Consider the following 25,692-nt stretch of genomic DNA (forward strand, 5'->3'; position numbering starts at 1 on the left):
AGCGAGGCAACGTTGACTTGCAAATTCGAGTCGAACGATAATTTGCTCATGAGAAGACAAAGCCTCGTTTGGCACCAGTTGCGGATGGAACGGTTGATGAGTGCAGTGTTCGCTGATTCTGTAATCAGCAATACGAGCGGAGGGGTCTGAGATGGGCGTTCGAATCAACGAGTCCGAGAGTTTGGTCTCAGCGTTGCGTACCAAAGAAGCGATTCTCCCGGGAGCGATGACACTGATTTTGGTTGCGGTGTTCACCTTTCTCTCTCCGGGGTTGTCACTGATTGTTACGTTTGTCCCCGCAATCGTACTCGCGTATGTGTGTTATATATTAACGAGTTTTCAACAAATGCCTGAACCGAGTCGTGTGCTTCCAGTGTACTTGATAGCGTTTGGTGTCCAGTTCTTACACTTTGCCGAAGAGTTCACGACTGAGTTCTACACCCGCTGGCCAGTCGAGGTATTCAACGCGGCACCGTTCGAACTCTCCACGTTCGTTCAGATCAACATGGTCTCGTATGCTGCGTTCGCTCTCGGTGCGGTCGCCATCTACCGTGGTATCAAGGGCCCTATGCTCATCGTCTGGTTCTTCACGCTCATGGGAGTCATCGGAAATGGAATTCTGCATCCTATTTACCCAGTTCTCGCAACCGGTAAGTTCGGCTACTTCCCCGGACTCTATACCTCCGTCATCTATCTGATTCTAGGCCCAATCCTCTTTCATCGTCTGTGGGAAGTCCGAAGCGATAGTGGCAGTGATGTGAACAAGGACGTTGAGACGAACAGCAAAGTGGGAAGCAGTCAATGAGACTCAACAGATGGGTGACGGCTGGCATTGCAGGAAGTATCGGTATCACCGCTGCAAATCTCGTCAGTCAGGCCCTGTTCTTCCAGCTAGGAAACGAGATACTATTCCACTCCGAACAGCAGAGCGACAAACTGATCGCCGTCATGACTCAGATGGAACCGCTGCCCGTGATGGAAACAAATCCGGGAGTATACATGACTATCTCGTTGTTTATCGGTGCATTCCATGGCGGGATTTTCGCGTACATTCGCGATTCACTTCCAGAAAATACCATCAAGAGCGGGTTGGCATATGGCGGAATCCTCTGGGTGTTGATGGCCCTTTACTTCGAGTTTCATGCACCGTTCAACATGTTCGGCGAACCGCTCCCACTTTTGGGACTGGAACTGGTCTTCTGGGTCATTGTAGTTAGCGTAGAGGGTGTAATCATCAGCACGCTCTATGATCGGTTTGGCAATTCGGGGTTGTTCTACTGATGGGAGTCGAACTGAACTTGGCGTACCGGATCGGAGGCAACGCCGAGTGTGAACATACGCAACTGTCCTACCTTGGGCAGATGGGCCTGACAGCGATGTATGAGTGTGAAAGTTGCGGCGCCGTCCTTACGACCAGTGAATAGCACTCGAAATCAACTGATGGGTATGATGACACGCCTGTCGAAATCCCTGCTGTCTTTCAGCGACCGCGGTACTGTAGAAACAATGAAACGTAACACGATGAAACACAAAGGAGGGTTAGTATCAAATGTCGAATAAGGTAGACAGTGAGAAGTTCGTCGACCTGAGTCACACGTTCGAGGACGGGATGCCCGGATTCCGTCAGAAGAATGATGACGGGACCCACACGGAGTACACTGCAGAAGTATATCCGTTTTTCACACACGAGGAGTCTCGGGAGAAGTACGAAGGCAAAGCCGCGTTCGAGGTTACCGAAATGCGGTTCCAGACGTCCATGGGGACGTACCTCGATTCACCGTATCATCGACATCCGGAGGGTCGTGACATTAGTGAGCTTGAAATCGGTGAACTGGTACTCCCTGGAACGGTCGTCGATGCTCGAGGGCTTGCTGGCGACGAAGAATTGACCGTCGAAGCACTTCCCCAGGAGTCTGACCTTGCAGGTACCGCCGTCCTGTTCAATTTTGGATGGGACGAAAACTGGGGCACCGAGCAGTACCGATCCTACCCATACATCTCTGAGGACGTCATCGAGAAACTAATCGATGCAGACGTTTCTCTGGTGGGTGTAGACACGTTAAACGCCGACAACCATGATAACCCTGCTCGCCCGGTCCACACCCGACTCCTTGACGAGGAAATCTTCATCGTCGAAAATCTCTGTAATCTCGATTCGCTTATTGGTGAGTCATTCCAATTTTTTGCTGTCCCAATCAAAGCCAAAGACACTGCTGCAATGCCTATTCGTGCGTTTGCCCAACTTGACCAGTGACATAGGAAAACAGCATTCGCAATATCGCTCTTAAGGAGAGAGCATTTTCTCTATTACTTAAACTGCCCTCACCCATCTAGGCAACAGTTGCTTGCATCCGACGTGCGAATTGTCGACTGCAATATGACCACGAATGCAAACTATCGTATCAACGAAACAATTAGCGTGATTACACAGAGGGCGACTAACCGATGAGCGCGACTACGGCCTCAGAGCTGTCCCCGGAGAATTGACCAGGCTCTACAAATGAAGGACGAATGCGAACGTTGTGGAGAGTCGCTCACCGACGTAGACGAGAGTTACATCTGCGTGTATGAGTGTACATTCTGCCCGGAGTGTACTGGGTTCATGGACGCGACGTGCCCGAACTGTAGCGGCGAGCTTGTCCGTCGCCCGGTCTCCCTAGCGTAATCACTTTGACCTCGTCGAATCCGTCGTGATCTCGCTTCGTGCGATGTCTTGACAGTAGATGTCGACGAGTTCGTCAAGGGTCATCTGGGACCACTTGTAGCGTTTTTCTCTCGGTCTCTCGTCTGAAGGCGTCTCTTCTGCACCCAAACCCTGGGAGTCGGACTGCTGATTCACGCGTCCTCACCGGGGAATAACCCTCTCGCTCCGTGTTGGGGTAATTCTGAGTGGCCCATTTTCATTACTCACTGACTTTCTCACAGTGAGTTAATACTTTGGCTGATGCGGGAGTGGACGTTACACAACGTTGATTAGTAAATGTGTGTCGTGAGGCCACGATTGGTGGATGAATAGCATGTCGCTATATAAAATAGGCGTACCTGAATATCCACAGTTTCGGAGGATGCCAGTGTTGCATGACTTATTTTCGTCAATAAACGCCCAAAATAGAAAACACTGGCTTGTATTTAGTTTATTATTTATTTCAACACACGATTTTAAAACCAGTAAAATTTATAACCATAAAATCCAATAAGTCAATTGTAATGACAAATTACAATTTGCTCGGCCGACGTCGGTTTGTCAAAACTCTAGCAAACTTAGGTGTCACCGCCACAGCCCTTCAGTTCATGAGCAAAGAATCACTTGCTCAGTTAACTGATGATCCAAAAAACGAGGTCCCCCGGTTGAAATATATTAAACATACCAATCACAAAGAGGTTATTGAAGCCGCTAAACAAGGCCGGAGTATCAAATTGGAACGTGAAGGGGTTTACCACACTATCTCTCGTGAAGATTGGGCAGAAATCGAGGGCGCTAAGAAGGCATATAAGCGAGTAAGCGAGAGCGTCCGAAAAAAGTTTGAATCAAATAATGTAAATGTAAGAATCGCTAATAATCAAAAAGAAAATAATAGAGATTTTAAAATAATTGTTGAAAATAGATATTATGAGAATGGAAAAAAGGAGGCCACACCAGAGAATGTGTTGGAATCTCTTCAAGAGTCACTACCATCATCAACCAATGAAAGTATTTCATATGGCGGAGAATCTGTTGAAGTAGAAAATATTCCAATCAAATTTGAAAACACGAAACTGGTTAAAACAGACTACTATACTAAGAAATATGATGACGTACCAGCTGGTGCAGCCGGAACATTCATTCTCGGGACTGAAAATCAGTGTACGTACTGTACACCTTGTTTTGTTTACAAACCAACTGAAACTACTTGGGGATGGTTAACTGCTGGCCATTGTGTCAATGCAAACGAAGATGAAAGAGCGTACCAACCTAGCAACGCTAACAATGGAGGAGTAGGAGAGAGCTACAAAGCAACAGACACATTTGGATACGACGTCGCAGTAATTGAAAATGATGGAAGAAATACAAAGTGGGACGTTGCTAGTAATAGCACCTTTAATGATTATATGGGGTGGCCAATAAAAGGCCATACCCCAATTGAGCGCATAGAAGAACTTTGTCAAAATTCAACTACTGTGTATCAACAAGGTAGAACTTCAGGACGTTCAACTGCCAGAGTTGATAGCTTTGACGACTATGATGTGGACATGTACAGGTACGACTCACAAACGGATAAGGGAGATTCTGGCGGTTGTTACTTTGAGAAGGACAGCAATGATGATGTTTACATTATTGGCGTCCACGCACTTGCAGTTGGTGGTAACCCATCCTGGACTTCACGAGGGACACATATTCCAAGAATTGAACAAGAAGATCCAGTCGAGGTGTGAAGTAAGCCAAGTACTAATCCAACAAAATGTAGTCTCTACATACTTTGCGAGCATTTTATGACGGTATTGAGGATTATAATCTATAGTAAGGACACTAATCAAGTCGAGATGGGCGTCTGCCAACACATCTAATTGGCAGTGGTTCAACTAATAACTATGAACCGACGTGGGTTTCTTTCAGCAATGGCATTATTTACTCTCTCTGGCTGTACTTCTGAGTCGAATAGAGACTGCCCAAACTTGAGCGATCGTTTAACTACGTATTGCAACGAGCCTAGTTCAACAAGGCCATATATTCACAGTAAATCAGAAAACTACTCACTTACTGATTCACCATCATTTACAATCATAAATAATAGTTTTGAGTCAATTAGGTTTGGGCCGGAGTTTCCAGGACGTGGTTTAGCAAAGCGAACAGAGGACGGTTGGAAATTAATAGATGATTCTTTTACTGGAAGTTCAGCTCAGAAATTAGAACGTGGCGAGTCTTGGTCTTGGAAAGTAGAAATTGGATATTCTGGAGAGTTTGAGAATACAGTCATTCCTATTAATAAAAATGAGATATCTCCTGGCGAATATGCATTCTATGTACAAATAAATAGTGGCCTCCTTGGAAGGAGAATAATTGCTAAGACATTTGAATTTAATAATACAACACCAACTCTAAAATGAGCACGAGTTAAACAGATTACAGCAATCAAAGATGATTGCAACAATTAAAGTACCATTTCTGTAGTTCTCATCTCATAGAGAGCATGAATGCCCGTGCCGCTCGAATGACTGATTCGTTTCTTGTCGGCCTTGACCTCCGAGAACAGCTCCAGTTCGGAAAGTCGCTACTTGAAGCGTTCGAAGAACTTGAAATCCGTACCGATAATTTGGAAGACTGCTATCCAGAGTGGCATCCAGCATCGTATCCGTTTCACGAGATACTCAAACTCTTTTTCTACCGCGAAGTCACCGGAGATAGCTATCGTGAACTCTCTGAGCATCAGGAACTCGACTCAGCGTGTGGTCTCGACTGTATTCCTGATGTGTCAGCACTGTCGAGAACATGGCGTAATCGCTTCGACGACGCCACTCGTGAGTTTGTCAAGCGGGGCGCACACCTGCTCGTCAAAAATATCAACGACTTTGGCCCGGCTGTTGCCGAAGTACGTCCTAAGCACGAAGTCACCGATTCCGAAGAGCGTGGCTCGGAGAAGCCTGAAAATGGAGAAGAGCAGAAAACAACGTTCGACGACAAAGAAATTTTTCGCACGACTCGTCTTGCTCGTGAGCATTGCTTCAGCCCATTTGATTCTGGAAGAGCAGACAACTCGTCGTATGATGATTCTCGATTCTTCGAGTTACAGACGTTTATGGGAATGGTCGGGTGTGGAACTGCCCAAGGAGCAGCACGCTTTCAGTACCGACGTGGCAAAGAATATGGCCCACACGGTGACACCCACCTTCGGGCAGTCAAGCAATTCGAAGCAAATTCACTCCTCGATGGATTCAACGCCGCTACTAACCAGCTCCTCTCAGTAATCGAATCGGAAGTCACGTTTCGGCGGCCAGTGACTGTGGCACTCGACATTACCACAGTACCCTACTTCGGTAGTGTCGAAGGGATGTCGATGGTCAGCGGGACGAAAGACGGTGATGGACGTGCGTTCAAGTTTGCTACCCTCTCGATTGTTGGGCAGAACGTCCCGCTGGTCTTGGCTGTTGAACCGGTTCGTGAAAGTTCAGCGTGGGACGATAACCCGTCAAATCGAATCCACCGTGTTGTTCGGCGGCTGGTTCGCCAAGCGAAGGAACACGTCCCTATCGAGATGGTGCTGTGCGACCGAGAATTCGACTCGATGCGAGTGTTTCAAACGCTCTCGAACCTTGGCGTGAACTACCTGATTCCCAAGCGGATCACCGGCTCAGAGCGCAAAGCGATTGAGCAGATGGTGCAAGACGACCAAGAGATCGCTGTCGAGTCAGCGTCGGTCCACGTCGAACAGGGCTCGCACGCGATGGAGTTCTTGTACGTTCCCTCGACGAAAACAGATGGAACGACAGTATTCGCAACGAATGCTCGTGTTACACCAGAGGAAGCCGAAGCGTTCTGTCGGCGCTACAGTAACCGCTGGCAGATTGAAAACGAATACAAGAGCATCAAGCATGATTTCCTTGCGAAGACCTCGTCGAAGGACTACAGAGTCCGCCTGTTCTACTTTGTGTTTGCTGTCCTCTTGTACAATATCTGGCGGCTCACTGATTTTCTGTTGAAAGCAGGTGCTGACGGTGGGATGGACTACGCACCGATCATAACCGCTGGAGAGTGTGTTGAGTTGGCCTCTTCGGCGCTACTTCCACCTGATTAACTGAATGAGTACACCGGCTTGCCCCTCGTGAGCGGTGGCACTCTTTCTGGGCAGAATTTTTCGGGCGATTTCTGACAATCACGGAGGGTTTTCTGGGTTGGACAAGTTTTCTAGCTCTCTTTCCCGTAATATAGACTAATTCAGCGGCGAATCAACGCTAAAATTGCCCATCCTCCGAAACTGTGAATATCACAGGTTCGGGATGTCGATAGCTACAAATCACTAGTTCACTGACAGACGGATCATCGGCGGAAATTGTGCCGAGAAATCTTGAGAGTAACGTCGAAGAACCGAAATTACTCGTCGTCTTCGGACGCAGCTGCCTGCATCGCGTCCATTCCTTGCTGAATCGGGTGCTCGTCGTGAAGATCTTCGCTTCGGAGATATCCGTCGGCGAGGATGTTGTCCTCCATATCACTCCGGAAGATGACGGTCCAGCCGTGACCTGCTTCGTAGGTCACGGCTGTGACCCAGTCGTATCCGATGAACATCGCAGTCTCGATGGTTTCCTCGTCCTTGGGCCCAAATGTCGAACTCTGGGGCATTATTGACTGAATCCGGTCGTGAGCTTCGAGTGTCTCTCGCTCACTCTGGCTCAGCGGCCGATCCGGAAGCGACTCTACCAGAGACCCATTCTCAACCATGCCCCCATCTACGATCACACCCTGAATAATCGTTCTGAACCAGTCTCCAGAGAGAACTGACACTCTCTTGTCCCCTCATTGTGTCCGGTACTGAACACCGATGGAATCCACTCTTACACCATCCGTTCCGGACGACGCCCCCGCGCTCGCGGGGGCGATCGTCGTCCATGCTCAGAAACTCTGTGAGATTCATGACCACCTCTGGCGCGTCCTCTCGGAGTTGTCCATCCCTACAGAGCCACTCACTGACCACCGCCAGACTGCCAGTGTCGACTTCGGCACTGAATCGATGGCACGGGTCTACATCTACCAGACGATCTACGACCTCGCCCAGAGAGAGGTCGCAGATCGCCTCAAGAATCGTCCCTCACTTCTCAAAGGACTCGGACTGGACCAACCACCGTCCCAACAGAATATCTCCTATGCCTGGAAACAGTTCAGCCACCGCACCAAAACCGCACTCGAAGCCGCTGCCAGAGGTGTCGCAAGTGAGGCTCATGATCACGACGTCATCTCCGAAGCGTTGGTTCCCATCGAACTGGACGAGGATCAAGACGATACTGAGGACGACGAGGATACAGATTCCACCGTGTCTCGCGCCCACGTGCGCGAGCACGGAACCAAGGTCGTCGAACTCGCTCGAAGACACGGCTTCGGCGAGTTCGACTCTCACAGGGCAGAGAACAGAGTCTACGAGGACGAACAGATCCTTGATCTGTTCTCCGATGCGTGTCTCACACAAGGCAGTGCTCACTCAGAAGGCGAGGCTGGATGGTTTCTTGACGAGAACGATGTCTGCGACGACTCGACGTTTCTGCGCGTCATCAAGCAGTTCGCGACACCCCCGGACGAGGAAGTAGCGGTTCCTATCCAAGAACAACAGATCGAGGACATCGTCGCCTTCACAGAACTGTACCGAGAGGAACTGCTGCGGTCGTTCGAGGAGGCAACCGAGAACATTCTCGAGACGATCCGACACGAAGATCCGTTCGACGACCGCCACGTCGTGGCGGCCGTCGATTTCACGCACGTTCCCTACCACGTCTGGCCGTGGATCGACAAGAACGACCAGATTCCGAAAGCGGAGTACCCACCGATGGTCAGCGGCTACAAAGACGACAGTGAGATCAAACACGGATACACGTTCGCGACGATCACAATCGTCGGGAACGAGGTCCCAATCATTCTGGGCATCGAGCCGGTCAAAGAACACTCCGAGTGGGAACCAGCGGACGCGCCAGCCGACTCGAAGGACGAGGTCGTCGACGTACTGCTGGAAACCGCCCAGCAGTACGTCGACCTCGATGAAGTGCTGTTAGATCGGGGGTTCTACAGTACCGGCGTCTACGCGAGCATCCACGAGCGAGGGCTAGTGTACACGACGCCAGTTCCGAAGTACGAGGACGATTACGAGGCGATCAAGAACATCCAGAGCAAGGACGGCGTCGATGCGGCTGTCAAGCACGAGGTGCCGTTCGCCGTCGACGGCGAACGCCACCACACGGCGGAGTTCCTGTACGTCCCGTCAACCGACGAGGATGCCGACAGAAACTACGCGGTGTTCGTGACCAACCGTGATCACGTCGCTCCCGAGGAGATCGTGCACGTCACGAACAGCTACAGCCGTCGGTGGGACATCGAAAATCAGTACAAGTCGGTGAAGTCGTTTCTCCCGAAGACATCCTCGAAGGATTACCGCGTGCGGTTGTTCAGTTTCGTGTTCGCAGCACTGCTGTACAATCTCTGGCGACTCACTGATTATCTGGTGAAGATTGGGACAGAGCGACCGATCAGATCGCCACCAGTCGTGACCGCCAGGACGTTCGTCCGGGCGGTCGGTCGTTCACTCCGACAGGGTGGGTGAGTGATCGACTCTCGCCGTTGCTCGCCTGCGGCAAGCCGCAGGACTCGCGCTCTGGGTGGAATTTCGAGTGCTGCTCTCCGCTCATCATCTTCCCTGCCGCCAAACAGAGATTGCCACAGAGGACTCACCGAACTACACCTCGGATTTCGTCTGAATCACTCGATACTCGTTTGTAGACTCTCTACATCCCAGAAACGTGATTGGTTGTTGCTGCAACCCGTCGGCAGAATCCGGGTTTGTCTGAACCAACAAGTACGCCACCGACGTCAAAGCACACGCATCTGATCATCAGCATATCGTCAATATTGACCCACATTCTCAAACATTACGGTGCTTCTGGGCCAATTCAGACCTTATAAACGGATTAACTATTGAATCACCTGGATGTGTCTTTTCAAGATACACTCTCCAATGCTCACGAAACTGTTAATTGGTGTGTTCTTCTACTGTTCAATTGAAATACAATGCCATCAGAAAACAAAGCTGACCTGTTTGCTAGCACTGCGAACTATTATTCGAAGTACCGCCCAGGGTACACAGATCGGCCTTTCGAATATCTCGCGGGTCGGTTTGGACTTGATGATACGGGACGAGTCTTGGACCTTGGTTGTGGCACAGGCGAAATTTCAATACCAATTTCAGCCTACGTAAACGAGGTTTTAGCGATGGATCCTAATGAATCCATGCTCGACGAAGGACGAAAGAAAGCGAATAATTCGAGTAGGTCAAACATTGAGTGGAGGATTGGTTCCGATAGGGATGTCTCTGACAGGCTAGGCACATTCCAGCTCGTGACGATGGGGCGTTCCTTTCACTGGATGGACCAAAAGCAAACGCTCGAAAGTCTCTTAAAGATTATTCGCCCGGGAGGTGGGGTCGCGATATTTGGAAACAGAGAATGGTTTACTCGTGGAACTAAGAATTGGCAAAGAGAAGTATATTCGGTCACTACCGACTACCTATCCAATTTACCAGATCGAACAGGTCCAGTTGAGTATGATGATCCCTGGCACAAGAAGATTGCCAAGTTTGGTTTCAGGGATGTTGAGGAGCTCAGTATTTACCTCAACAGAGAGTGGACTGTTGACGAGATTGTCGGCTATTTATTCTCGCTTTCGTACTGCTCGCCTGAGAAAGTTGGTGACCAGCGCGAGGAACTAGAAAAATCAGTTCGGAACCGATTGGCTAACTTGGACCAAGACAGTTTTGTTCAGGAAGACATAGTGACAATCATTTCTGGATGTCGTCCTACCGATAACTGATCACTATTCGTAGCGAACTCACACGAATCCGATTCGCAGTCGTCTGCGGTTGGGGCAGAGATGGCACAATCAGCGTTGTTTCGGACGATGGTGTAATCACAGAAGCAACTCTATGAGCAATCTGTCCGATTGGTACGACGATTTCGTAGCGAATCGTGAACAGTATAGCGCCGATTGAGCGGTTAACTTTCAGTAGTGGGGAATGGGAAGACTCGATTCCGGACGAGTTAGACCATTTCTTCGGAGACTGCCCAGTCGATGGAGGCTCTGATTCTCCGTTCGATCTCGTTTCGAAGCACCTCCTTTCGGGCTTGGCAGAAGCGTTCGTAATCGTCACTAAGCAACGCCTCAAACCCGTCTTCGCTGATAAAGTGACCCTGAAGGAGGTCTTTGATTCCCGCTTCTCCCTGTGGATGAGCATCAATCATGTCCGGGATGTAGTCTCCAGGAAGGTGATCTCGGATGTTGAAGCGGTTATTTTGTGATTCAATCACAGTTCGGTTCAAAATTTGATTCCGGGCAGTCTTACCGTACTTACTGCCAGTTGCACCGTTCTTCAGCTTGCCGTCCGGGAATATATGATGGTCGTCGACTTCGTGGACAGTGATACTCTCGAAGGTGCCGAAGTCACGAGCGTCGTTCAGCACTAACAGACTCATGATTCCGCTATAGGGGCCTCCTCGAGTGAGCGACGACAGGTCGAGTTCGACTGGAATTACTGTCGATGCGTCCTGTATTGCTTCCGGCACTTCCGTTCTCTCCCCGCGGATCCAGTCTCGTCCTTCGGTATAATCTTTGTATGAGATGGTGTCCGAGCTACCACTGTATCTCCGAGAAAAGGTACTCGCCCAGTACCATCGCTGCACCATCTCTAGACTCTCGTGACGGGGTACGTTTCCGAATTTTCGGCCAGGTGGAGGAGGTTCGCGAGTGGAGGGAGCAACGTGCTGTAGGGGAACCCGTACTTCTCTGTGACTCGGTTCTATTGAATCCGCCGACAGCGTCGGGATAAGTCGTCAGAACGATTGAGATGAAGCGGAAGAAGCGTCTCTATGCACAAGATACTCTTCCGCTTCGTCAAACAAGCCGTCTCGATAGCACGAAAACTTACTGATGCAGCACTAATGCAGATCAGCCATCCCGCCGGCAACGGAGTTGCCGGCTGGAAGCACGCCGTCCTGCACTTCCTCCGTCTTCACATGGAAGCAACGCTTCAAGAGGTCCTCGATTGGGCCGAAGAGATGGAGCGGGTACGAGCCGCGCTCATTCTCGAGCGCGGCGAATTCCCCGGTCCATCCGCACTCTGCAAGTCGTTCGACCGAGCGCCGATGCGTATCTGGCGAGAGCTGCTTCGACTCTCGTCGGAGCTGCTCGAGCAGTCTGGTCACGCCGCCATCGACGCTACCTACTTCGACCGTCGACAGGCGTCGAGTCACTATCTCAAACGCTGTGACCGAGTGGTACAGACCGTTCAAGCGACGTTTCTCGTCGATACCGCGCAGGGCGCGGTTATCGACGTCCACTGCAGCACGAAGTGGCCGAATGGAACGAACATCGGCCCGCAGGTCGCCCTGCGGAACGCAGGCGACCTACTCACCCTTGCCGCCGACAAGGGCTACGACGACATGAGCTTCCGCGAGAAACTTCGTGATGAAGGCGTCCGACCGCTGATCAAGCACCGTGTCTTCGCGCCCTACGACCACGCGCACAACGCGCGGATTGACGATGAACTCTACAACCAGCGCTCGGTGTGTGAGACCGTCAACTCGGTGATCAAGCGCTCGTACGGCTCCGCCGTCCGAGCGCGAGCCTGGTACCGCCAGTTCCGTGAAATCACGCTCGCCGCCGCAGTCTACAACGTCGAACAAGCCGTCAAACAATGAAACCCGTCGCCATCTGCGGATTCAATGAAGCCGTTAAAACAGACAGGGCGAGAGGAAGCCAAACGCATATTCGATTCAGATTTATACAATATTACCACAATATATATATATATTTACTTGCACTAATATAAAACCGATGAATGTAAAATTTGTGGAGAAACTCGGCCAACCCGAATATACTGGAGAAAATCGATGCGAGCCATGCACCGCACTCAACCTTATCATAGCAATGTTCTTTTCCTTCAGGCTGACGCGAAGATCCCGTGTCGCTGGCTACGCCTTCTTCGTCGTGTCACTCGGTTTGATTTATGTCCGTGGATATCTTGTCCCCGGAACTCCAACGCTGACAAAGCGCTATCTTCCGTCAGCGGTGCTTCGGTGGTTCGGTAAGGAACCAGAGCTGGACACTCGAAGCGGTCTCAGCTCAGCTGGCGCTGCCTCGACGACCGTTTCGAGCGAACCTATCACGGAGGGATCGGACAAAGAGCTGATTGACACAGCTGAAGAGGTTAACATCCACGACTACTACCTTACTGAGGGGATTCTTGAACCGTGTGAGGATCAGAACGATCTATGCCTTGTCAACGAATTTAGAACAGCGTGGAACGACGAGATGGCTGAGTTGACCGACAAAGATCTTGACGCGAGTGAGGCTGTTTCTATCCTCAGTACCTCACAAAGCATCCTCAGCTAGCTGTTTCTGAAGCCTGAGTTCTGTGGCGGAGTGGTTGTGCTGGGTGGTCTTGACGAGAAGATCGTCGACGAACCGACGGAGAGCTGTCGCTGTCGGCGGCGGCTGCCGCTGACGCGACAGCGTCGCCACTCCTTGCGAAGGCTAACTCGGTCGGAGATTAGCGCGTAAACCGGTCGTCTGGTGGTCGGTTTGCGGGGACGGCCCGACGCGTCGCGAGGGCCGTCCACGCTGCCCGTTGAATCATGTTGATGAACTCCTTGAACGACCACTTCCAGAGGCGACGCCCCCCACGGCGGGGCGTCGCCACGTATTCCCAGTGTAAATACCGCCAGACGTTCTGTAACAACAAGCTCACCACGACGTACAGCAGCCGTACGACCGGATTTTGTATCGAGGTCGTCGCAATACTTTGCTCGGAGAGTCGGTAGCTGGCCTCGATACCAAAGCGTTTCGCGTAGTGGTATCGAGCGTCTCGTGGTGAATTGATGAACGGCGCGTCAGCGGCGTAGCCGTGACGCACCACTCCATGTTCGTCGTACCGCCCGTTTTGGTACGTACAGTCGATGTAGACGGGAAAATCGACGGTCCAGCTGTGACCGTCGAGTTTCGCCGTCATGTCGTGCTGAATCACGCGACTCCAGCCTTCCGAGAGTTCTTGCTTGATCGTCTGTCCCCAGCGGACGATCGGCATGACGTAGGCGTGGTTGTGTGCCTGAAGCAGCGTCAAACACTTGCTGTCGTAGAATTCGCGATCGAGAAAGACGGCCTTGACCTCGAGGTCAAGGTCGTCGAGGATACCGAGGAGTTCTGCGAGGACACTGCCGGCGGTGTCGCCGTCTTCGAGACGGCGCACCGCCAGCGTGTAGCGTTTGTTCTTCACACGCGCGTAGAGTGTGGCGTAGGCATGGAACGCAGTTGTTCCACGCTTCGCTTGTGAGTGATACAGGCCGTCTGTACCGTCTTCGTCGCCGTAGTAGGGCCGCAGGTGGAGGTCCGAAACGACCTCAACCTGCTGGGGAAGGACGTCGAGAACGTCCTTCTGAAGGAGCGCGTTTCCGACTTGCTCAAGCGTCTCAAGGTCGAATTTGGTGCGGAGATGGTAGAGAACCGAATTTTTGTGGGGAGCATCTTCGCTTTTCTCACAGAGCGTTGAGACCGAGGTCCCGTCGGCGCACGCGCCGACGAGGACCTCGTAGATGTCTTCAGCATCGATTTCAGCGTTTTCAGCGAGTGTGAGGGTGACTTCCTCGTCAAGGGAGTTGACGAGGAAGTTAAGGAGTTGGTCTTCGTGGATTTCATTGTCTGCTTGTTGGGTTTTAGACACACCTTCAGCAAGCAGACGTCTCAACTAACCGACTTTGTGATGTACTGAGACTGGGTTGCGGCAACTGAGCCGCTAGTCAACTCGGATATCACAGGTGAACTGGTCGCAGATACTTTCGGGATGGAGGCTGACGTTCACGAGGGGTTCGAACTTATCAAGCAAGACTAGGTACAGATTCTCCAATCCGAGTCTGAATGGATCGGACAGTGGCCATCTCGTGCAGCACTTATCGCAGATATCGCAGCGAGTCGTGTGCTTCAGTCATGGGTTTCAGGATGGAACAGTTTCGACTCAGAAGAACGAGGATCGATTCTCAATAGTTTGCGGATGTTCCTCGAAACGTGTCCGACGACGGGTGGCGACATTCAACTTAGTGAAGAAGTCGTCGAGTCGTGTTGTAGCTCTCACAGAGTCATTGCGGTCAGTTGTGAGGAGTCTGGTGAACGTCTTTTCGAACACTCACTTCCGGATTCCGAGTAGTGTTTTAGGGATTACCCCAACACATTTCGGTTTTCGCTCGGCTTAGAGCGCCAACTACTACAACCTCAGGGGATGGTTTGATGCGTGGCGTTCAGTGATTGGTTGTGTGATCTAACACCGAAGCTAGTAGCAGACAAGTGCCACAGAACTGAGTAACACCCTTAGACCCGATAGATACTCCGGAATAATTCTCTGATCGTATAGCTACCGATGCCTGACATCTAATAATCAAGTCTGAGTTACAGTTACAACAGTACTACCGTCATAGAATATGCGTGGTATAGTACAATATATAATATATTGACACTTGGAATCAGGTCATATCTCCAAGACACAATTCTAATTTACTAACAATACTACCTGGTTGCTTAATTGATGAAATCCGTTCAGTCATAAGCGTAAATAACTGTATCCCACAGTCAGATCCCGGTCATATCTTAGACATAATTGATAGAAAGAATCTTATTTACAATATATTTGTACAGATATCTCACTTATTTGGTTGTATACCTCAATTATCCATAGAAAAATCACATCATTCGACTAGTCTGTTATCGGACAACAATCATGGCACAAAATCACTATCTACCAGATTATAGTACACATATTATACAATATTGCTGACTCAGAGTGTGACTGCAGTTTCATTGAACGCAATCTGTTTCACCTAAGCCGTCACAAAAACTGATAATTGCACTAGTCAATCTAACCGCTGGTATCCGCATTTCCCATGGTAAAGCATCGATACAGTAGCCCAATACAAGACACGCTTTCTATAGCTCGAAATTCTCGTCTCGAACCTAGTCGCTAAAGAACGTGCTCAACAATCTGTTCTCAGCTTTCCTGAGGTGACCGTGAAGGGTGGCCGAAGAGATATCCAGCGACGCAGCAACCTCCTCTGCGGTGGAGTCGCGTGGCCAATCAAAGTAGCCAGCACGAAACGCAGCTTCAAGTGCCTCTCGCTGACGGTCGGTCATGCCTGTCTCGCTTGGTATCGCGTCGTGTTCGGTCGGTTCCACGTCATGCTTTGCCAGTAACTCAGTCTCAGGGAACTCGTTTTGCACCCGTTCGACGACGGCACGGACATTCGTTCCCGGAGAGAGTTCTACCGTCATTTGACAGCGGCCGTCAGTCGCGGTTGCCGTCCGGACATTCGCCCCATATTCGACGAACGAATGAGCAAGTGTCCCGTGGCTTGCCTGCACCTCGAGTGTAGTCCCGGAATCAGTCGAAAGTTGGCGGACATCCAAGACACCGGGGTGTGCTTTCGCTTCGTCGATGCCGACGTCGCTATCTTCGGTACTGAGATACGTAGTCAAGTCGCCGTTTCGAGCAGGGATTAGCCCATCGAGAACCCATTCTGTGTCCGTGCTACTCGACAACGCGACGAGCAGCGCGTCTGAGTCGGCCGACTGGATGTCGATCTCGATTCGTGTGTCGGAAACCAGTAAATGAGTACGTTCGATAGAGGTGAGTGCATGTCCGATCGTCTCACCAAGTTCATCGAGCACATCGAGTTCCCGTTCGCCGAAGCCAGTATCACGGTTTGTGTGTAGTGCAATCGCACCGTAGACGGTCTGTCCATACACCAGTGGGACCGAGGTCCAATTACTTCTGTCGGCCAACCCGGAGTGGTCTGGCATGTCTTCATCCACCGAGTCGATTGTATCGATTGCCTCGATCACCGGTAACCTATCCTCCGACTCGACAGCTCTCGGCTTGGTATCATCAGCTCTCATTCGAACAGGTGGACTGGTTGTCGCAGACGTACTGAACCAGACGTCGTCGTACAACCCTGGCGTGGCGAGCGTTTCCACGACTGCCCACTGAAGTTCCTCGACGGTGGTCGAGCTGACCAACACCTGGTTCACGTTGCGGATGACTGTGTTGATACCTTCGAGTTGCTGAAAGCGGTTTCGTTGGGCGCGAAGTTCTTCTTCACGACGTATTCGTTCAGTTACGTCGTACAGTAAGACGGTGTGACCGACCTGTGCATTTCTTCGGTCTCGTATCGGAGCAGTTTCGACTTCGTAGGTCCGTCCCTGGAGTGAGAGCTCTGCGAGTCGGTCGGTTGTAGTGAAATCAAGTTCGCCGGTGTCGATGAGGAGGTCGATTGAGTCACCGAGTATTTCGTCAGCGTTACAATCAAGAATGTCGCTTGCCGCTGGGTTGAGATAGAGGACGGTCCGCTCTGTGTCTACGATGACGACCCCATCTTTGAGATCAACCAGAGCTGCCTGTCTGCCGAGTTGACGGGTTGCAGGCAACAATTCGAATAACTGGTATCGAAAAAGTGCGTTTCCGAATGCGATACCGGTGATTGTGAATCCGTAGGGTGTGAGGTCCATGCCCGGAAGCGGTGTGATCTCAAACACCGAGAGCGCGTTGCCAGCAAGCGGTGCGAGGATACCGAGCACGATCAATACTGTCTGGTCAAGGTAGAGGTATTGTGAGACGGTCACCAGTCTAATGAGTAAAATGAAGCCAATAATCAAGAGCGAGTACGCATACACGAAGTAAACCCAGAATCCGATGCCGAAGTCCTGTGAGAGCGTGACGATTCCGCCAGTGTGGGTCTGAACAGGATCAGTCCACATGATTCCGTGTGCTGGATTCGTCCAGATGAGGACGACAGAGAGGACTGGAATCACGAAATACAGCGGAATGGTACGCCGGGTGAGCACCCACTCGTATCCTGTGAAACGGACGATAAAGAAGAAAAAGAAAATGGGGGCGACGGATATCGCAGCCCACTGGACCCGTTCCCAGAACAGGTGACTCGCCCCAGTTTGTGAGAGGGCGAGGATTTCTGTCACTGTCCACGCTGTGACGGCCACCATCGCCGCCGAGAGCGGCCTCGCACCGGGGATCTCGCGGTGGCGCCACGCATATCCTGCGAGCCCACCCGTAACTATCGCTGCGAGTGATAACAGGAGTACGTGAAACAGCCCCGGGTCAAGCATAGCGGTAAGATATTTTCATTGTTATATTAAACATTGGTTGGTGTCGTGAGCACAGTAGGACTCTCAGACCTATTCCTAGCGTACGACTCCCCTCGAAGAGGTGCTAGATGCCGTCAGGAGGAATAACGACCCAAAGGCTACGAGGCCCGACCCCATAATTACTGCCAGCTAGTCAATCAATTCCACCGTTTGTCTAAAGAAAACAGCGAGCGTTCCACGGGCCTCCTGACCCGTGGTCGTTTATCTCCATCTGCCGTATTTTGGTTCCGACACTACTCAAATAAACAAAATTGACGGGATGTTAGTCTCCCTTGACGGCGGAGTCGTACTCTTGGTGGCTACTTCCGAGGCCGCCGAACGGTGCGACGTCGACACCGTCGTACACGAACCGCTCGTCGACCGGGTGGTACAACGGAAGAAGGGCGACGTCGTCCCAGTTCGCCTCCTCCATGGTGACGTACGCTTGTTCGCGAATCTGGCGTGCTTGATCCGTCGATTCCATGTTGGCCTCGACACGCTGCCAGGCTGCCTCCGCGTCGGCACTCGCCGCCGTGCCATCCCAGTCGAGGTAGAACCCATCAGTAGACCCGTTGGTCTGGGTCGCAGGCGGGTTGAGATTTTTCAGGAAGTCGATAGGGCTGGGGTACGACGCTATCCAACCGAGGAAGTAAGCGTCGAGGTTGCCCTGTCTGCCTCGGCTGAGAAGCGTACTGAACGGAGTCTCTTCGTACTTCAGGTCGATGTGGGCGGAACCGAGCGAGTCCTGAAGCAACTGACCGATTCGTTTGTTCGTCGGTGACTGGTAGGACGTCAGTGTGAGCTCGTACTGATTGCTCGCACTGTACCCCGCGTCTTCCATCGTCTGGCGAGCCTTGTCGAGTTCTGACGCATCGTAACTGTAGGGATATTTGTTGTCAGCGTGGGACGTGTAGTCCTCGTTCGGGTAAATTGGCGGAGGCGTGAGGTGGGCCGCGGGGTCGGCACGGCCTTTCAGGACTTGGTTGACGACCGTCTGCTGGTTCAGCGCGTATGCCATCGCCATGCGGACAGGTTTGGGCACGTTGTCGGTATTGAACGCGATGTAGAACGATTGAGCCAACGGTGCTGAAAGATACGAAACCGTCTCGCCGTTATCCATCGGACCGTACAATCCGAACTTCCGACCCTTGGGGTCCGTCTTCGAAATCCGGACTTTCCTGGGGTCGAACTCATCGTTCGGCACAGTCACGAAGTCTGCATTTCGATTCTGCCCGTAGTTGTATGCGGCTGTCGAGTCAGAGATGACCTTCCAGCGGATTCCATCGAGGTCCGGAGCAGTCCCGTGATAGTTGGCGAACCGCGAGATTTCGACTTCGTCGTTTTTCGTCCAGTGATCGAACACGAATGGCCCGCTCCCGATGGGGCCCTCTGCGAATGCCTGATAGGACATTCGCCCGACGTAGCCATCGATATCGCCGACGATGCCCTCTGGAATGGGGGCGAATGCCGGGTCCGCGAGTAGTTCGAGGGCCGCGGGCATCGGCTCCGCCAGCCTGAACCTGAACGTGTGTTCGTCGACGGCCCGCACGGCCATCGATCCCGGTACGTACTCGTCACTGCTCGTGTCGTGCTCGATGCCGAGATACTCGAGGAGATAATACGCCCTGCGAGAGTTGTCGGACGCTGCGAGTCGCTCCCACGAATATACGATGTCCGAAGCGGTCACCGGTGAGCCATCGTGGAACGTCGCATCTTCGCGGAGCGACAGCGTGTAGGTTCGGCTGTCACTGGAGATAGAGACGTCAGTCGCGAGCTGTAGTTCCGCCGTCGTCTCCCCATTCGGGAACGTCGTCAGGCCGTCGAAAAGATTCTCGATGACAGCGGTCGAGTTCGAATCAGTCGCTTGGATGGGGTCGAACGACGAGAGTGTGCCACTCGTCAGTTGGAGTGTTCCACCCGACCGCTGGGGGGCAGTGGTGGTCGTGGTAGTCGTCGGCGCTGTCGTCGTTGACTGCGCTGTCGTTTTCTGTGTCGTCGTCTGTGTCTCTGTACTCGTCGTGGTCGCCGTCGGTGGTTGTGTCGTGGGCTCTGTCGTGGTCTCCGACTCTGTCGGCTCACCAGGTGTCGTCGTCTGCATCGGCATCCCGGTCGTCTGCGTCGCCGCTGAGTCGTCGTCATCGTCTCCAAATGCGACTTCGACGCCGCTGTCGGTGGTTTTGATGGCACACCCCGATAGCCCCGTGATGGCCGCGGATGCACCAACAGCGGTCAAGAACCGTCGCCTCCCCAACGATGACTGTGGTCGACCCTCATCAGACATGGACCACGTCCTCCGTCGTGTTGTGCCGTCCACGTTGGTTGGTTCGCTCGCGTCGTCCGTCGGAAGTGCATCGGGCGACCGGCCATCCCGACGAGCAATGACTCGGGTGGTGCAGTCTCTTATTCGATATCTTGAGTTTCATTCGCCCCTATGTATCGATGTACGCTACTTGGCATGCGACGCTACGTGTTTAGTGTCGCCTGCAACCACCGCAACGAGTCGGTTTCGTTAGGAACGACGTAATCCGGTCGAGTTCAAAAGAGACACTAGACGCGTAGCGTCAACAACCAAGCCGATTCCCCGATGCAGGTTGGACGTGTTCACTCGAAACGAATTCCATAGACGCGATATCCTCTATGGCCTTTCGGTCCTGGGAGCAACGTCGCTTGCAGGCTGTACCGACGTGACAACCCAGCAATTCGAGGCGAGTCAAGTCGTGCTGCCACGGACCGATCAAGAGGGGCTGTTATTGCGTGAAACAGTGAGTGATTCGACGAGTGTTTCTCGGACTGGACCGAACGGGGACCTCGAAATCAGCGTCACCAGTCACTTCGCGTCGTATAGTAGGCAAAAGGGAGTCTCTGAGTACGGTGCAGTGCGAACAGCGGTTGGCCAGTACACCAAGGACCTGAATGGAGGGCAGCTCAAAGATGGTGCGACACTCACATCGGGTAGCGAACTTGATTCTGAGAGCCAGACAGTTTCCGCCTTCGAAAAGGCGGTCGAAGTTGACCCGGCCGCGATTACGCTTTTAGCTCCTGCAGGATTGCGCACTGGTGCTAGCGGAATGCCGATTTCGGCTTTCAGTGCTGCTGCTCTCGAAGGAGATACGATAACTCTTGGAGAACATGAGGGATTGGCCGCGTTCGAAGTTCCTGGGAGAAACTTCTACCCAGGGAGTATGTGGCTGACTGATGAGGAATTGTACCCCGGAAGTATGTGGTACCCTGGGAGTATGTGGGTCGCAGAGACTGGGTGGCATCCAGGGAAGACCTGGGTCCCCCAGTCGCAGACTGGTGGCTCTACCTCTTCGGCCAAAGAGGAGGCAACAACTACTCCAACACTTGTGTTCATCGAGGACGACCAGTCGTTTGCTGACATCTTCGGTATGGACCTCGATGCCCTCGGAGGCCGCCCTGTCGAGCTAGGAGAAACATTTGACGCGAAAAACTTGATCGTTACAAGCGTAGGGAATTCGCTCTTCAACTGGGAATTCCCCGATGAATACGATGTGCTGTTTAAACACGGTCGGCCAGCAGCACTCGGTGGCGCGGTATTCGATCTGGCCGTGCTCTCCACGCCATCAGCGTCTGTCGCCGGCGTGGAAGCGAATCCAATCGTTTCGATGGATTCTGAAACGTTGTTGACCGAAGATACCGCCCGGACGCTCCTCGGAAAAGTGGGGATTTCCGACGCGGATGACGTTCGATGGGTCGAGGGTCCAAAACGACTCTCTCGAGATGGCTATCTCGCTCTCGACGAGGAGATTGCAGACAACGTGCCCGAGTCATTGACGCCATCGGAACCAACGATAATCGACGAACAGACGACTATCGAGACGTACGCGGGCGTCGTCAGTGGCCAACATGGACCGTGGGCTGTCGGAATACACGTCGCACGTGCGACACCGGACGACCATGTGATGGCAATCGGTATGCAGCGAACTCCACTCGAATCTGCGGGCGGACTCACTGACGATGGCAAAGCAGAACCCCTGATACCGTTTCCGATCATCAGCTGGAAAAATTGGTATCTCGACGCCCGAGCGATGATGGGTGTCGTCGTTCCACGGCTAACCGAACAACGTGATTGATGACCTATGTACAGACAATTACTTCCGCAGATAGCTGCGAGGGTCGGCCCTGAGCGGGTGCGAACCTCTGGTATCGTCGTGGAGCGTGCCGCATGATGCCCCGAAGCTGGCAGATGGTCCTTTTGGGATTCCTTGCCCAGTTAGGGGTCGGTGGTGTGATGCTCGGTTCGGAGATGTTTGGCACGCCGGAAAACGCGGGTGCTATCGTCCGACTCTTCCTTGGTGGTGGTATCCTCGTCGTGACTGCAGTGGCGTTCCTCGTGACACTCCCCGCGATATACTTGCTGTACCGCGGCTCGTATCGTCTCGTTGCAACGTCTATCGTGGTCGTCGTCGGAGCTGTGTTTCTCGTCGGCAGTGTCGCTTCCCCAATCGTCGCGGTTTTGCCTGCATTTCTGTTCGTGGGGGTCGTACTATCGTGGCGTGAGCGGCGAACCGCCTAAGCATGAAAGTCGTCCAATCCGGCGTCTCCGCGCCTCAGGTGGCCACATGCTTCAAACTCCCTCAATCCCAGAGCATTGTCACTACCTTCAGACACTGCAATCGAATGAAAACACACGATAGTGTGGTGGCACACTAGATTTTTCAACGAGCGGTGCTAGTGGTCATTCATGAGCAGTGAACCGGTAGACGCTGAAAGCAAGGTGTCTGGAAACCAAGCGAATATCCCAGCTCGAATTCGTCGAGAATTGGGGATCGACGATGGAGATCAACTCCGCTGGCATCTCGAAGAAGACGGAAGTATCCGAGTCCAGGTTGTCCAACAACGGAGTGGAACGTTTGCGGATTTCGATGGGTATGATGGCGAAGAAGAAACAGACGCCACCACGGACCACGACGCGTGGGGCGTTGAGACAGAGTAGATGCCACGAGCACTAATCGACACGAGCGTATTGTTTGCTGCTGCGTACCGTCGAGATGGGATGCACTCTGAAGCTCGACCCATTCTCCAGGGCATCGATGATGCGTCGCTCCCAGAGGCAGTCGTTCTTGATTACGTCCTAGCGGAGACACTCAATGGACTGACGACACATGCCGGACACGGTGCGGCGGTAGACTTCTTAGATCGACTTGAGGAGAACGCACGATTTCACATCGAGTCTGTGAACTCCGATGCATTTGCGACCGCAAAGGCACTCTTCAGACGTCACCACCAACTCTCGTTCGTCGACGCCTGTATTGTTGCATATATGCAGACTCGTGGTCTAGGATATCTCTACGCGTTTGACGATGATTTTGATGCTCTAGACGATGTCTACCGACTCGATACGGCCACAGACCCGTACTCTCCGAACTAACCACTTCGGACCCTGTTGAAAACCACAGTTACTCTGCATCAAGTCTGGGTGACCTTAGCTACCAGCCACCAAATAGAACCTAAACGAGAAAACTATCAGTAGAAATATTAGCAACTGAAATGTCCAACATGGTTCCCACGAGATACAACAACCGTAGCGATCCACATTGGTCCCGTTCCCACATCCAAGAATTACAGAACCTTCCAGATCCAGTGTGTTGTTGACAGTGGAACGAAGTTAACGTTGGTAAACCATGCTTGAGCAGGCATGGCGGTGAGACGAGATATCCCGAACCGACGAGAAACAACGATTGTGTAGTGTGCGTCACGCTGCCCAGCGTATGGTTTTGGAACTCACAAACGGTGAGTAGTAATAATCCAAACTGGACAGATGAACTCGGTGAGCCCAGAGTTTAGTCCGGGGATGTCACAAAACCGGTTTTCAGAAGAATCGATTCTACATAGGTGTGTTATTTCTCACTCGCAGAGGAGGGGTACACTCGCAGACACCCCCCTCACTCGCAATGGGGGTGTTTTTATACTGTAACCACTGCCTCACTCGCAGAGGAGGGGTACACTCGCAGACGCCCCCCTCACTCGCAATGGGGGCCCTTCTTCGGTATCGGCAGCATTGAGCGATAGTCAGTGATTCAGATTTACCAACGGACTTTTGATGCCCATATTCGGCAGGACTCAGCATATCCGATTAAGGGTCGATAATTGCGCTGGACCGCTGTCTGTGACTTTAACTGGGTCGTCAGCACTCGTGAGCATCTCACGAGCGAAAGATGTTGTCTTATTGGCAGTGATGAGCTGACTGCTGCCGTCCAAGTTGTAGACAGGGGCGACGAAATTGTCGTTACACCCGTCTGCGAGATGAAACACGACCCCGCTTTCCCTCCCGTCGCGCCCCATCCCGAACTCCCCTCCTGTGTCTCGCTCCCGACCGCTCCGTCGCCGCAACCGCTGCTGTCGCTCATATTCCGGTCGTCGCTGATGCTGTCGTGCTGTCCCCGCAGATTACCTCTTGTCCTGTCCACCTATCAGAAGACTGGTAGTCAATCCTTTCGATGCTTTCCACTTGATCCCTGCCTCCCCTCGGCTCCGCCTGAACCCCCACTACGCGACTACCCCTGACTAGGCTCTTCCCTTGGACCTATTTGTGTGAACTGGCGAGCCTAATCAGGAGCGATTCTCGACCATATTAGAGGGCCTCTAAAGATCTCTCGCACCGTAATAGCCTAATCAAGGAGAATCGTGCGGTGGTTTGTCCTGATTACAGACCCCCCGAACCGCGCCTCCGTGTTGTGATTAGGAAATTGGGCCGATGGGCCCAAGAGTAATCACAGAGAATGTGAATTGCCACGCTGCATAGTAATTACCGGTGTGATTGTCGCTGAGAATGTGGCTGATTACGAACCCCTCAAATCCCACCCCCGTACCGTGATTAGGCGAGTGATTACTAGTGGTGTCAAACCCACCGCCGTCCAGTAATTAGCTACTGGTTGAACGCCAGTTGTGGTGGCAACCTCCGCTGGAGCAGTTTGATTACAACATCCCTGAAACCGGGGGGCGTACTGTAATTAGCGATGTAATCACCGACTTGCCGTATCTCGATGCCGTAGTGTAATTACGGAAAATTCAGCGCCAATTTCAGGGAGTGATTATGAACCCCATCAATCGCACCACTGTGGTGTGATTATCGAGTTGATTAGAAAAATACCGAACCGTACCCCCGTACTATAATTAGAAGTGGCAGGTCTGCTGTGAATATACTAAATCTGACAGTTGGTGTGGTTGAGGTAACCGCATTGGTTGCTCCGAGTGGTCAAGTTTCGGCTGTTCAAACACGGAGGTGTGGTCTAGCGGAGAGGTGGACGAGAGTTGAACGACTTGGGAGTCCGTTTGGGTTTGACGTATGGGAACTTTGGTGTGCTTGGGGATGGACTTTGCACGTGAGGCGACTCAGGTCTCAGTGACGAGATTAAATCGCTTGGATTATCCACTGGTACTATTGGATAGGAAAGAATGGCACTGGTGAATCGCCATACAGCGGTTGATTTGGCTATGTTGCGGCACGCTTGATGTTATGAACGACACATTTCAAGACGAGTTCACGGAATTNGAATGGCACTGGTGAATCGCCATACAGCGGTTGATTTGGCTATGTTGCGGCACGCTTGATGTTATGAACGACACATTTCAAGACGAGTTCACGGAATTCTCGGTACCACGTCCGCGCACGCACGGCGTCGCCGTGCGTGCGCTTGATCGACGGGAAGACGGTCTCACACATCGATCTTTGACGGCATCGAGGCCCATCGACCCGCGCGTTATGCGCGTGGTCGATGGGCCGGAAGATGCGATGTTTAATCAGCGGTCTCACGCCTTCTTCGCGT

At 52.2% G+C, this 25,692-nt stretch carries 21 protein-coding genes; 15 read left to right on the plus strand and 6 right to left on the minus strand.

From position 1 onward, the window contains the following. The first annotated feature begins 364 nt into the window (after positions 1 to 364). From C453_RS01515 to C453_RS01530, 7 genes are all read left to right on the plus strand, one after another. Positions 365 to 805 carry an HXXEE domain-containing protein gene (locus C453_RS01515; protein ID WP_241430651.1) on the plus strand — a complete coding sequence of 147 codons (441 nt, stop codon included), beginning with the start codon at positions 365 to 367 and terminating at the stop codon, positions 803 to 805. Continuing rightward, complete coding sequence (locus C453_RS01520; protein ID WP_008322248.1) at positions 802 to 1,281, plus strand: hypothetical protein; 480 nt, start codon at positions 802 to 804, stop codon at positions 1,279 to 1,281. The genes C453_RS01515 and C453_RS01520 overlap by 4 nt, the downstream gene beginning before the upstream one ends. A gap of 268 nt (positions 1,282 to 1,549) precedes the next feature. Then, complete coding sequence (locus C453_RS01525) at positions 1,550 to 2,254, plus strand: cyclase family protein (RefSeq protein ID WP_008322249.1); 705 nt, start codon at positions 1,550 to 1,552, stop codon at positions 2,252 to 2,254. A gap of 246 nt (positions 2,255 to 2,500) precedes the next feature. Further along, positions 2,501 to 2,665, plus strand: coding sequence for a DUF1272 domain-containing protein (locus tag C453_RS20955; protein WP_083881567.1), 165 nt, complete (start codon positions 2,501 to 2,503; stop codon positions 2,663 to 2,665). A 626-nt stretch (positions 2,666 to 3,291) separates the two neighbouring features. Then, positions 3,292 to 4,413 carry a chymotrypsin family serine protease gene (locus tag C453_RS19840; protein WP_152417992.1) on the plus strand — a complete coding sequence of 374 codons (1,122 nt, stop codon included), beginning with the start codon at positions 3,292 to 3,294 and terminating at the stop codon, positions 4,411 to 4,413. 156 nt (positions 4,414 to 4,569) lie between these two features. After that, complete coding sequence (locus C453_RS19845; RefSeq protein ID WP_152417993.1) at positions 4,570 to 5,085, plus strand: hypothetical protein; 516 nt, start codon at positions 4,570 to 4,572, stop codon at positions 5,083 to 5,085. Positions 5,086 to 5,168: 83 nt separating this feature from the next. Then, on the plus strand, positions 5,169 to 6,770 hold the full coding sequence (locus C453_RS01530; protein WP_152417994.1) for a transposase: 1,602 nt from the start codon (positions 5,169 to 5,171) through the stop codon (positions 6,768 to 6,770). Positions 6,771 to 7,066: 296 nt separating this feature from the next. Here C453_RS01530 and C453_RS01535 read toward each other — a convergent pair whose 3' ends face one another. Next, entirely contained in the window at positions 7,067 to 7,315 is a 249-nt protein-coding gene (locus tag C453_RS01535) for a hypothetical protein (protein ID WP_008322255.1), read from the minus strand. A gap of 199 nt (positions 7,316 to 7,514) precedes the next feature. Between C453_RS01535 and C453_RS01540 the strand changes: the two genes are divergently transcribed. Together C453_RS01540 and C453_RS01550 are read left to right on the plus strand one after the other, a co-directional pair. Next, the gene (locus tag C453_RS01540; protein ID WP_008322257.1) at positions 7,515 to 9,278 is read left to right on the plus strand and encodes a transposase; all 1,764 of its coding nucleotides are present in this window, start codon (positions 7,515 to 7,517) and stop codon (positions 9,276 to 9,278) included. Between the two features lie 464 nt (positions 9,279 to 9,742). Beyond that, positions 9,743 to 10,540: a class I SAM-dependent methyltransferase gene (locus tag C453_RS01550; RefSeq protein ID WP_083881568.1), complete on the plus strand. Its 798-nt coding sequence runs from the start codon at positions 9,743 to 9,745 to the stop codon at positions 10,538 to 10,540. Positions 10,541 to 10,767: 227 nt separating this feature from the next. Here the strand turns inward: C453_RS01550 and C453_RS01555 are convergent, their stop codons facing one another. After that, positions 10,768 to 11,187, minus strand: a complete 420-nt coding sequence (locus C453_RS01555) for a hypothetical protein (RefSeq protein WP_152417995.1) — start codon at positions 11,185 to 11,187, stop codon at positions 10,768 to 10,770. Between the two features lie 405 nt (positions 11,188 to 11,592). Between C453_RS01555 and C453_RS01560 the strand changes: the two genes are divergently transcribed. After that, positions 11,593 to 12,423, plus strand: a complete 831-nt coding sequence (locus C453_RS01560; protein WP_008322261.1) for an IS5 family transposase — start codon at positions 11,593 to 11,595, stop codon at positions 12,421 to 12,423. 136 nt (positions 12,424 to 12,559) lie between these two features. Beyond that, positions 12,560 to 13,117, plus strand: coding sequence for a hypothetical protein (locus C453_RS01565; protein WP_049907430.1), 558 nt, complete (start codon positions 12,560 to 12,562; stop codon positions 13,115 to 13,117). Between the two features lie 157 nt (positions 13,118 to 13,274). Here the strand turns inward: C453_RS01565 and C453_RS01570 are convergent, their stop codons facing one another. The 3 genes from C453_RS01570 to C453_RS01585 form a co-directional block, all read right to left on the minus strand. After that, positions 13,275 to 14,441, minus strand: a complete 1,167-nt coding sequence (locus tag C453_RS01570) for an ISH3 family transposase (protein WP_008322263.1) — start codon at positions 14,439 to 14,441, stop codon at positions 13,275 to 13,277. A gap of 1,280 nt (positions 14,442 to 15,721) precedes the next feature. Next, complete coding sequence (locus C453_RS01580) at positions 15,722 to 17,884, minus strand: histidine kinase N-terminal 7TM domain-containing protein (RefSeq protein WP_083881569.1); 2,163 nt, start codon at positions 17,882 to 17,884, stop codon at positions 15,722 to 15,724. A gap of 301 nt (positions 17,885 to 18,185) precedes the next feature. Beyond that, positions 18,186 to 20,183, minus strand: a complete 1,998-nt coding sequence (locus C453_RS01585) for an ABC transporter substrate-binding protein (protein ID WP_152417996.1) — start codon at positions 20,181 to 20,183, stop codon at positions 18,186 to 18,188. Positions 20,184 to 20,499: 316 nt separating this feature from the next. Here C453_RS01585 and C453_RS19850 point away from each other — a divergent pair, with 316 nt between their 5' ends. From C453_RS19850 to C453_RS01605, 4 genes are all read left to right on the plus strand, one after another. Then, positions 20,500 to 21,996 carry a DUF6517 family protein gene (locus tag C453_RS19850; protein ID WP_152417997.1) on the plus strand — a complete coding sequence of 499 codons (1,497 nt, stop codon included), beginning with the start codon at positions 20,500 to 20,502 and terminating at the stop codon, positions 21,994 to 21,996. A gap of 92 nt (positions 21,997 to 22,088) precedes the next feature. Next, on the plus strand, positions 22,089 to 22,439 hold the full coding sequence (locus C453_RS01595) for a hypothetical protein (protein WP_152417998.1): 351 nt from the start codon (positions 22,089 to 22,091) through the stop codon (positions 22,437 to 22,439). Positions 22,440 to 22,607: 168 nt separating this feature from the next. Beyond that, complete coding sequence (locus C453_RS01600) at positions 22,608 to 22,859, plus strand: AbrB/MazE/SpoVT family DNA-binding domain-containing protein (protein ID WP_008322270.1); 252 nt, start codon at positions 22,608 to 22,610, stop codon at positions 22,857 to 22,859. Continuing rightward, positions 22,860 to 23,294, plus strand: coding sequence for a type II toxin-antitoxin system VapC family toxin (locus tag C453_RS01605; protein WP_049907432.1), 435 nt, complete (start codon positions 22,860 to 22,862; stop codon positions 23,292 to 23,294). Positions 23,295 to 25,457: 2,163 nt separating this feature from the next. On the opposite strand, the gene C453_RS01610 is transcribed toward C453_RS01605, so the two are convergent. After that, positions 25,458 to 25,692, minus strand: a 235-nt coding sequence (locus C453_RS01610; RefSeq protein ID WP_152417999.1) for a transposase, incomplete at its 5' end; no start/stop codon positions are given.

This window comes from Haloferax elongans ATCC BAA-1513 (assembly GCF_000336755.1).
Classification (GTDB): Archaea; Halobacteriota; Halobacteria; order Halobacteriales; family Haloferacaceae; genus Haloferax; species Haloferax elongans.

Coding starts and splice junctions, on each gene's coding strand:
- C453_RS01520 (WP_008322248.1), top strand. CDS start 802: ATGAGACTCAACAGATGGGTGACGGCTGGCATTGCAGGAAGTATCGGT.
- C453_RS01525 (WP_008322249.1), top strand. CDS start 1,550: ATGTCGAATAAGGTAGACAGTGAGAAGTTCGTCGACCTGAGTCACACG.
- C453_RS20955 (WP_083881567.1), top strand. CDS start 2,501: ATGAAGGACGAATGCGAACGTTGTGGAGAGTCGCTCACCGACGTAGAC.
- C453_RS19840 (WP_152417992.1), top strand. CDS start 3,292: ATGAGCAAAGAATCACTTGCTCAGTTAACTGATGATCCAAAAAACGAG.
- C453_RS19845 (WP_152417993.1), top strand. CDS start 4,570: ATGAACCGACGTGGGTTTCTTTCAGCAATGGCATTATTTACTCTCTCT.
- C453_RS01530 (WP_152417994.1), top strand. CDS start 5,169: ATGAATGCCCGTGCCGCTCGAATGACTGATTCGTTTCTTGTCGGCCTT.
- C453_RS01535 (WP_008322255.1), bottom strand. CDS start 7,315: ATGCCCCAGAGTTCGACATTTGGGCCCAAGGACGAGGAAACCATCGAG.
- C453_RS01540 (WP_008322257.1), top strand. CDS start 7,515: ATGGAATCCACTCTTACACCATCCGTTCCGGACGACGCCCCCGCGCTC.
- C453_RS01550 (WP_083881568.1), top strand. CDS start 9,743: ATGCCATCAGAAAACAAAGCTGACCTGTTTGCTAGCACTGCGAACTAT.
- C453_RS01560 (WP_008322261.1), top strand. CDS start 11,593: ATGCACAAGATACTCTTCCGCTTCGTCAAACAAGCCGTCTCGATAGCA.
- C453_RS01565 (WP_049907430.1), top strand. CDS start 12,560: ATGAATGTAAAATTTGTGGAGAAACTCGGCCAACCCGAATATACTGGA.
- C453_RS01580 (WP_083881569.1), bottom strand. CDS start 17,884: ATGCTTGACCCGGGGCTGTTTCACGTACTCCTGTTATCACTCGCAGCG.
- C453_RS01585 (WP_152417996.1), bottom strand. CDS start 20,183: ATGTCTGATGAGGGTCGACCACAGTCATCGTTGGGGAGGCGACGGTTC.
- C453_RS01595 (WP_152417998.1), top strand. CDS start 22,089: ATGATGCCCCGAAGCTGGCAGATGGTCCTTTTGGGATTCCTTGCCCAG.
- C453_RS01600 (WP_008322270.1), top strand. CDS start 22,608: ATGAGCAGTGAACCGGTAGACGCTGAAAGCAAGGTGTCTGGAAACCAA.
- C453_RS01605 (WP_049907432.1), top strand. CDS start 22,860: ATGCCACGAGCACTAATCGACACGAGCGTATTGTTTGCTGCTGCGTAC.